This is a genomic window from Peterkaempfera griseoplana, assembly GCF_001418575.1.
In the GTDB taxonomy this organism is placed as follows: Bacteria; Actinomycetota; Actinomycetes; order Streptomycetales; family Streptomycetaceae; genus Peterkaempfera; species Peterkaempfera griseoplana.
In genome coordinates, this window is sequence record NZ_LIQR01000086.1 from 1 (window position 1) to 6,897 (window position 6,897).

General features: G+C 75.1%; 10 protein-coding genes. 3 read left to right on the forward strand and 7 right to left on the reverse strand.

Annotated features, from left to right (window positions below):
- The coding region (locus AOK09_RS06805; protein WP_175609268.1) for an AfsR/SARP family transcriptional regulator at window positions 1-442 on the reverse strand (442 nt) is incomplete at its 3' end.
- Window positions 443-600: 158 nt separating this feature from the next.
- On the opposite strand from AOK09_RS06805, the gene AOK09_RS06810 reads away from it, so the two are divergent.
- Window positions 601-1,383, forward strand: coding sequence for a site-2 protease family protein (locus AOK09_RS06810; protein WP_055586211.1), 783 nt, complete (start codon window positions 601-603; stop codon window positions 1,381-1,383).
- A 46-nt stretch (window positions 1,384-1,429) separates the two neighbouring features.
- On the opposite strand, the gene AOK09_RS40705 is transcribed toward AOK09_RS06810, so the two are convergent.
- Window positions 1,430-1,600 carry a hypothetical protein gene (locus AOK09_RS40705; protein ID WP_169796996.1) on the reverse strand — a complete coding sequence of 57 codons (171 nt, stop codon included), beginning with the start codon at window positions 1,598-1,600 and terminating at the stop codon, window positions 1,430-1,432.
- Between the two features lie 230 nt (window positions 1,601-1,830).
- On the reverse strand, window positions 1,831-2,517 hold the full coding sequence (npdG, locus tag AOK09_RS06815; RefSeq protein WP_055586212.1) for an NADPH-dependent F420 reductase: 687 nt from the start codon (window positions 2,515-2,517) through the stop codon (window positions 1,831-1,833).
- 48 nt (window positions 2,518-2,565) lie between these two features.
- On the opposite strand from npdG, the gene AOK09_RS06820 reads away from it, so the two are divergent.
- Entirely contained in the window at window positions 2,566-3,186 is a 621-nt protein-coding gene (locus AOK09_RS06820; protein ID WP_055586213.1) for a hypothetical protein, read from the forward strand.
- Window positions 3,187-3,410: 224 nt separating this feature from the next.
- On the opposite strand, the gene AOK09_RS06825 is transcribed toward AOK09_RS06820, so the two are convergent.
- The 4 genes from AOK09_RS06825 to AOK09_RS06840 all read right to left on the reverse strand — a co-directional run bounded on the left by AOK09_RS06825 (window position 3,411) and on the right by AOK09_RS06840 (window position 6,375).
- On the reverse strand, window positions 3,411-4,436 hold the full coding sequence (locus AOK09_RS06825; protein WP_055586214.1) for a class I SAM-dependent methyltransferase: 1,026 nt from the start codon (window positions 4,434-4,436) through the stop codon (window positions 3,411-3,413).
- A gap of 85 nt (window positions 4,437-4,521) precedes the next feature.
- Window positions 4,522-4,743: a hypothetical protein gene (locus tag AOK09_RS06830; protein ID WP_055586215.1), complete on the reverse strand. Its 222-nt coding sequence runs from the start codon at window positions 4,741-4,743 to the stop codon at window positions 4,522-4,524.
- Window positions 4,744-4,864: 121 nt separating this feature from the next.
- Complete coding sequence (locus AOK09_RS06835) at window positions 4,865-5,776, reverse strand: SDR family oxidoreductase (protein ID WP_055586216.1); 912 nt, start codon at window positions 5,774-5,776, stop codon at window positions 4,865-4,867.
- Window positions 5,773-6,375, reverse strand: coding sequence for a TetR/AcrR family transcriptional regulator (locus tag AOK09_RS06840; protein WP_055586217.1), 603 nt, complete (start codon window positions 6,373-6,375; stop codon window positions 5,773-5,775). Before AOK09_RS06840 ends, AOK09_RS06835 begins: the two co-directional genes overlap by 4 nt.
- Before the next feature lie 157 nt (window positions 6,376-6,532).
- Here AOK09_RS06840 and AOK09_RS06845 point away from each other — a divergent pair.
- Window positions 6,533-6,897 (forward strand): M24 family metallopeptidase (locus AOK09_RS06845; RefSeq protein ID WP_157875816.1); only part of this gene is annotated, 365 nt, incomplete at its 3' end.

The window sequence follows — 6,897 nt, forward strand, 5'->3', positions numbered from 1 at the left end:
GCGGACCCGCGGCGGCCGACCGGTCCGGGAGGTCGGCCAGCGCGGGTCCGCGCCACAGCCCCAGCGCGCTGCGCAGCAGCTCAGCGGCCTGCTCGGCGCGGCCGCCGGCCGTTGCCTGCTCGGCCTGCGCCGTCAGCTGCTGGAAGCGGCCCAGGTCGATGTCGTCGGCGGCGGCGCACAGCCGGTAACCCTCGGGGCCGGACCCGATCGCGTCACGGCCGAGTGCCCTGCGCAGCCTTCCCACCAGGGTCTGCAGCGCGCCGGGGCCGTCCGCCGGCGGTTCGCCGTCCCAGACCTCGTCCACCAGGGTGCCGACGGGCACCGGGCGGCCCTGCCGCAGGGCCAGCGCGGCCAGCAGAGCGCGCAGCCGGGCACCGCCGAGCGGGACCGGGGTGCCGTCGTCGTGGTGGGCCTGAGTGGTGCCGAGGATGCCGTAGCGCACGGGTCCATTGTGATCGAGGCCGGCCGGGCGCGGGGCGGCGGGCCGGAACGGGGGCCGCCCCACGCACGTTGTCGGAAGGCCGCCGCTTGTGGGCCCGCTCCGCAGCCAGGCATGATCGGGGCTTCTGCCCGCCTCCTCGACCTCGGAGCCGTTCCGTCATGACGTTCGCCCGCACCCAGCAGCAGCGCAGCGAGGACCGCCGCATCAGTCCGGTGTTCTGGGTGCTGCTCGCCGTCCTCGGCACCTCCTCCTGGGCGGTGTGGACCGGCTACGGGGAGAACTCCCGCTTCGGCGTCTTCCTCTTCGTGGTCTCCGGCTGGGTGGTCTCGCTCTCCCTCCACGAGTACGCCCACGCCCGCACGGCGCTGCACGGCGGTGACCTGACGGTGGGCGCCAAGGGCTATCTGACGCTGAACCCCTTCAAGTACGCCAATGCGCTGCTGAGCGTGGTCCTGCCGGTGGTCTTCGTGATCCTGGGCGGCATCGGCCTGCCCGGCGGCGCGGTCTTCATCGAGCGGCACCGGATCAGCGGTCGCTGGAAGCACAGCCTGATCTCGGCGGCCGGGCCGCTGGTCAACGTGGTGATCGCGGTGGCCCTGCTGGCGCCGATCGGTGCGGGGCTGCTGGACGGCGCCCCGTCCACGTTCGTGGCGGGGATGGCCTTCCTGGCGCTGCTCCAGATCACCGCGGCGGTGCTCAACCTGATACCCGTCCCCGGCTTCGACGGCTACGGGATCATCGAGCCCTGGCTCTCGCTGAAGGCCCGGCGCGCGGTGGAGCCGTTCGCGCCGTTCGGCATGCTGGCGGTCTTCGCCCTGCTGTGGCAGACCTCGGTCGGCGACTGGTTCTGGCGGCTGGCCTACAAGGTCATGGAGCTGTTCGACGTGCCCCCGTACCTGGCCGCGCTCGGCTACCAGGCCTTCCGCTTCTGGGAGAACTGATCCCGGGAGAGCTGATTCCGGGGACGCTGTTCCGGGCGAGCCGGGCTCAGCCCCGGGCGGCCCGCTCACGGCGGATGTAGTACCAGGCCATGTTGCTGGTGACGCCCGCCAGCAGGACCCAGACCACGCCCAGCCAGTTGCCCTCCACAAAGGAGACCACGGCGGCCGCGACCGCCAGCAGGCAGGCGACGAGGGCGAGAACGGCGTTGCGGGGCATGGCTGCGGACTCCAGGCGTGCGGTGGCGGGGGCGTACGGTCGGCTCCCATTCTCCCCGATGTCCGTCCCGCTCCCGCGTCAGGGCCGTCCGCTGCGCCCGGCCGCCCGGGGAGCGGGGAGCCCGGCGGCCGTACGTCCCGGCGGCGCGGGCACCGGCCGGGGGTGCCGCCCCGCCGCCCGTTACGCCCCTGGTCCGGCGCACGGCGGGGCGCTCCCGTGGCGCCGGACGGTCAGACGTCGGTGATGCGCAGACCGGCGTGGGCCTTGTAGCGGCGGTTGACCGAGATGAGATTGGCCACCAGGGACTCCACCTGGTGGGCGTTGCGGAGCCGCCCGGCGTAGACACCGCGCATCCCGGGGATGCGCGCCGCCAGGGCCTGGACGGTGTCGGTGGCGGCGCGGTCGTCGCCCAGCACCATCACATCGGTGTCGATCTGCTCGATCTCCGGGTCCTGGAGCAGGACCGCGGAGAGATGGTGGAAGGCGGCGGTGACGGTGGAGTCCGGCAGCAGGGCGGCGGCCTGCTGGGCGGCGCTGCCCTCCTCCGGCCGCAGCGCGTAGGCGCCCTGCTTGTCGAAACCGAGCGGGTTGACGCAGTCGACGACGATCTTGCCGGCCAGTTCGGCGCGCAGCGACTCCAGGGTGGCGCCGTGGCCGTCCCACGGCACCGCCACGATGACGATGTCGCTCTGCGCGGCCGCGGCGGCGTTGTCGGCGCCGCGGATGCCGAGGCCGAGCTCGGCGGCGGCGGCCTCGGCGCGTTCGGCCGCACGGGAGCCGATGACGACCTGCTGGCCGGCCCGGGCGAGCCGGTAGGCGAGGCCCTTGCCCTGCGGCCCGGTGCCGCCGAGGACGCCGACGACCAGCCCGGAGACGTCGGCGGCGGCGGGGGATGTCACTGCATCGGGTGTAGTCATGCCGTGATCCTCCCAAAGCGGGCGGCGGCTCGGGCAGCATGGGGTCGCATGGATGCGGTCCGGGTGTCGCAGATGCGCGAGGTCCTCACGGGTACGGGCTGGCTGGAGTCGACCAGGGAGTTCGGCTGGGCGCTGCGCTCCTGTGTGTCGCGCCGGCCGGGCGGCGCGTCGGGCGGGCTGCTGCTGGTGGGCAGCGAGAGCGACGAGCCCTGGCACATGGCGGCTCACCTGGATGACGAGGCCGCATGGTCGGGGCTGCCGCAGCTCTCCCCCACACTGGTCCGCTGGCGGGTCCCGCCGGGCGCGCCCGGGCATCTCGCGGTGGATCTGCGGCGGCTGGAGCGGCTGGGCCGGGGTGGGACGCTGCTGGTGGTGGCCGCGGAGGCGGCCGGCGCGCCGCTGCTGGAGCGGGTACAGGACGCCCGCCGCGCCGGCGCGGCGGTGCTGGCCCTGGACACCGGGGACGCCGAGTTGCAGGGGCTGGCGCACGAGACGCTGACGGTGCCGCGCCCGGCGTCCGGGGAGGGGCAGGCGGCGGCCTTCGATGTGGTGCAGCACCTGGTGACGGCCGCGGCGGGCGAGGAGCCCCCGCAGGGGCGGCGGCGGGTGCTGGACCGGATGGCGCGGCTGGCGGAGCGGTTGACGGCCCCGCCTCCCATCCGCTGGTAAGGCCACCTGAGCACATCGCTTGCGCGCTGCCGGGGTCGGGCCCGCATGATGCCGCCCCGCCCGCAAGGTCCGCCCGGACCTCTCCCCCGGGCGCCCCTCACGCGGCTTGCGGCCGCTGCGGAGCGGCGGACCGGTCACCACCACCCGCGACGCGCGGTGCGGGACCGGGGGCCCTGGGCGCAGGTCGTCCGGCGCGGCCGTGCCGTGCGGGGCTCCGGGCGGGGTCAGGACTTGCGGGCCGCGCAGTAGAGGGTCAGCGGGTCGCCCTCCGCCCGGCCGCAGTCCACCCGGGTGAAGCCGGCGTCGGTGAGCATCCGGCGCATCGTCCGCCCACTGGGGGAGGCCTCCGCACAGAAGACCGCCCGGCCGTGGAAGAGCGCGAGGCCGTACGGCAACGGGCCCGCCGGGTCGCCGCCCTCCTCCTCCCGGCGGCCGGCGACGAGGTCCCCCGTCAGGAACACCCCGTCGTCGTGCAGGGCGTCCCGGACGGCGAGCAGGGTGCGGGCGGGGTCCGCCAAGTCGCCCAGGGCGTCGAAAGCGGTGATCAGGTCGTAGTGGCCGTCCAGGTCCGCGGAGTCGGCCACGTCGAAGGTGGTGTTGGCCAGGCCCAGCCGCGCGGCCTCCTCCCGGGCCGCGGCGATGTCCTCCTCGCGGAGGTCCAGACCGCGGAAGCGGGAGGCGGGAAAGGCCCGTGCCAGCACGGCGACGGCGCGGCCCCGGCCGCAGTGGACGTCCAGCACCTCGATCCCCTCGCGCAGCCGCCCGGGCAGACCGGGGACCAGCGGGAGGACGCCGCTCACCAGTGCCCCGTCGGCGATGCGGCCGCTCTCCTCGGCCCGCAGCTCCGAGAGCCGCCGGCCGGCCGGCCGCGCCGCCCCGTCGCCCGTGCGGAAGGCCGCCACCAGCTGCTGCTCCACCTCGCCCATCGCCGCCGGGTACCGCGCGAGCCCGGCCAGGTTGCCGGGCCCGGCGGCCCTGGTGAGGCATGCGGCGTGGTCCGGGGGGAGGGTGTAGCCGCCCTCGTCCGGATCGTGCCGGACGATGCCGCCGGCCACCATGCCGCCGAGCCACTCCCGGACCAGCTCCTCCTGGAGGCCCGCAGCCCCGGCGATCTCCGCGCAGCCGGCGCCCGGCAGGGCGGCCATGGCGTCGAACAGCCCGGTCTGGTGGCCGACACCGATCAGCAGCGCCAGACAGGAGTCGTTGAGGATCCCGGCCATGCGGTCGGCGAAGGCCTCGGACGCGGACATCGCGGCTCCTCGGACGGTGGCGGCGCCCCCGTTCCTCACGCTACGCCGGGAGCCCCGGGGCCACCTCTCAGGCGGGACCGCCCGCTCAGGCGCCGCGCTCCTCGGGGCGGTCGTGCCAGCGCGGGTCGGTGTCCCACTCCTCGTTGCGCTCGGCGGCGGTCTGCAGGGCGTGCTCCGCGTCGGCACGGCTCCCGTACGGGCCCAGGCGGTCGCGGGCCGGGCACTCCGGGCCCTCCTCCACCTTGTGGTGCTGCACGCAGTAGTACCACTCGCCCGGCTTGCCCTGCGGCTTGCGTCCGAACCTCATCCGGCGGCCTCCTCGTCGAGGGGCTGGTGCCCCATGCCCCGCGGGTTGCGGGCACCGTAGCTCATGCCCGTCCGGGGCCGCGCCCACTCCGCCCGTCCGCGGCGGCCGGGCAGGGCCGGGCTCACAGCGGGTCCCCGAGCGGCCCGTGCTCCTCCTCCAGGGCGTCGGCCCAGTGGGCCGCCCAGTCCGGCCGGGTGCCGTCCGCGTCGGTGAAGCCGTACTCCTTGTACAGGTCCCAGGTGGCCAGCGCCCGTCCCGTCCTGGCCATGACGCCGGGGTCGGCGGCCAGCGCTGCGACGGCCCGCCCCAGATAGGCGGGGGTCTCGGAGTGGGCGAAGTGCGGGTCCCGCGCGGCACCGTCGCGCCAGTCGGCCTCGGTGACGCCGAAGTGCTCCAGCATGGCCTCCGAGCGCAGGAAACCGGGCGTGACGGCGACCGCCGCGACGCCGTGCGGCCTCAGCTCCGCGGCCTGGGCGACGGCGAGCCGGATCACCGCGGACTTCGCCAGGTCGTAGAAGAAGGAGCCCCGGTAGCGGGCGGTGTTGCCGTCGGTGACCTCCACCACCAGGCCGCTTCGGCGGGCGACCATCAGCGGCAGCGCGAACCGGCTGGTGATGACATGGGTCTCGACGGCCTGCCGCAGCAGGCGCAGTCCGGTGTCCAGGTCCTGCTCCCACAGGGGGTGCTCCCAGTCGGTCAGCGGATCGCCGCCCCAGACGGAGTTGACCAGGATGTCGAGCCGGCCGTCCTGCTCCGCGGCGATCCTGGCCACCAGGGCTTCGACCTCCGCCGGGCGGCTGTGGTCGGTGCGTACGGCGATGCCGGTCCCGCCTGCGGCGTCGACCCGCCGCGCGGTCTCCTCCACGGTCTCGGGGCGGTCCAGGTCGGAACGTCCGGCCGCGCTGCTGCGGCCGGTCACGTACACCGTGGCACCGGCGGCGCCGAGTTCCACGGCGATGCCCCTTCCGCCGCCCCGGGTGCCTCCCGCGACCAGGGCGACGCTGCCCCTCAGCGGCTTCTCGACAGCGGTCATGAATCCTCCGTACCGGGGAGATGGGGCCGCAGTACGGCGGCGACGGCCTGCCGCAGCCGCTGCGGCAGGGTGCCGTGCCGGTCCAGGGCCCAGGTCAGACCGGTGCCCGCGGTGATCGCCTGGATGGTCCCGGTCAGCGCCGCGGTGTCCGTTCCGGCGCGCAGCTCGCCCTCGGCCACCGCCCGGCCGAGCAGGTGCCGCACCGCTTCACCGCGGGACCGGTGGATCGCCAGGGCGTGCTCGTGGAGCTGGGGGTCGGTGAGGTCCATGCAGAGGAACGCCAGGTGGTTGGCGAACCTCTCCGGGGTGTCCATCAGCGCCGTGGACTCCACCAGCAGCGCCGTCAGCGCCGCCAGGGCGGAGGTGTGGCGCTGCGCCGGCTGCCGGTGCAGGGCGTCGGCGTCCTGCGCGGACTGCCTGGCCAGCGCCACCAGCAGGCCGTGTTTGGAGCCGAAGCGCTGCACCAGGGTGGCGGGCACCAGCCCCACCTCGGCGGCCACCGCGCCGAGCGTCAGCCCTGCGGGGCCCACCCGGCCGATCACCTCGGCGGTCGCGCGCAGGATCACCGCGTCGTCGACCGCCCTGGGCCGTCCCGCCATCGCCGCCTCCAATAATAAATGACTGTTCATTTATTCAAACAGCCCCGGCCGCGCAGGGCAACCCGGCGGTGCACACCGCAGCGGAGCTGACGCCTGGTCAGCGCGCGTACGGCCGACCGCACCCGGACACAGGTGTCACGGCCGATAGAATCCGGGCATGGCTCCTCTGGTTCCCGGCAGGCTCTCCCCCACCCGCAGCGTCCCGGCGCACATCGCCCGGCCCGAGTACGTGGGCAAGCGCGCCCCCGCGCCGTACACCGGTCCGGAGGTGCAGACGGCGGAGACCGTCGAGAAGATGCGGATCGCGGGCGCCATCGCGGCCCGCGCCATGGACGAGGCCGCCAAGCACATCGCGCCGGGGGTCACCACCGACGAGCTGGACCGCGTCGCCCACGACTACATGTGCGACCACGGCGCCTACCCGTCGGACCTCGGCTACCGGGGCTTCCCCAAGTCCATCTGCACCTCGGTCAACGAGGTGATCTGCCACGGCATCCCGGACTCCACCGTCCTGCAGGACGG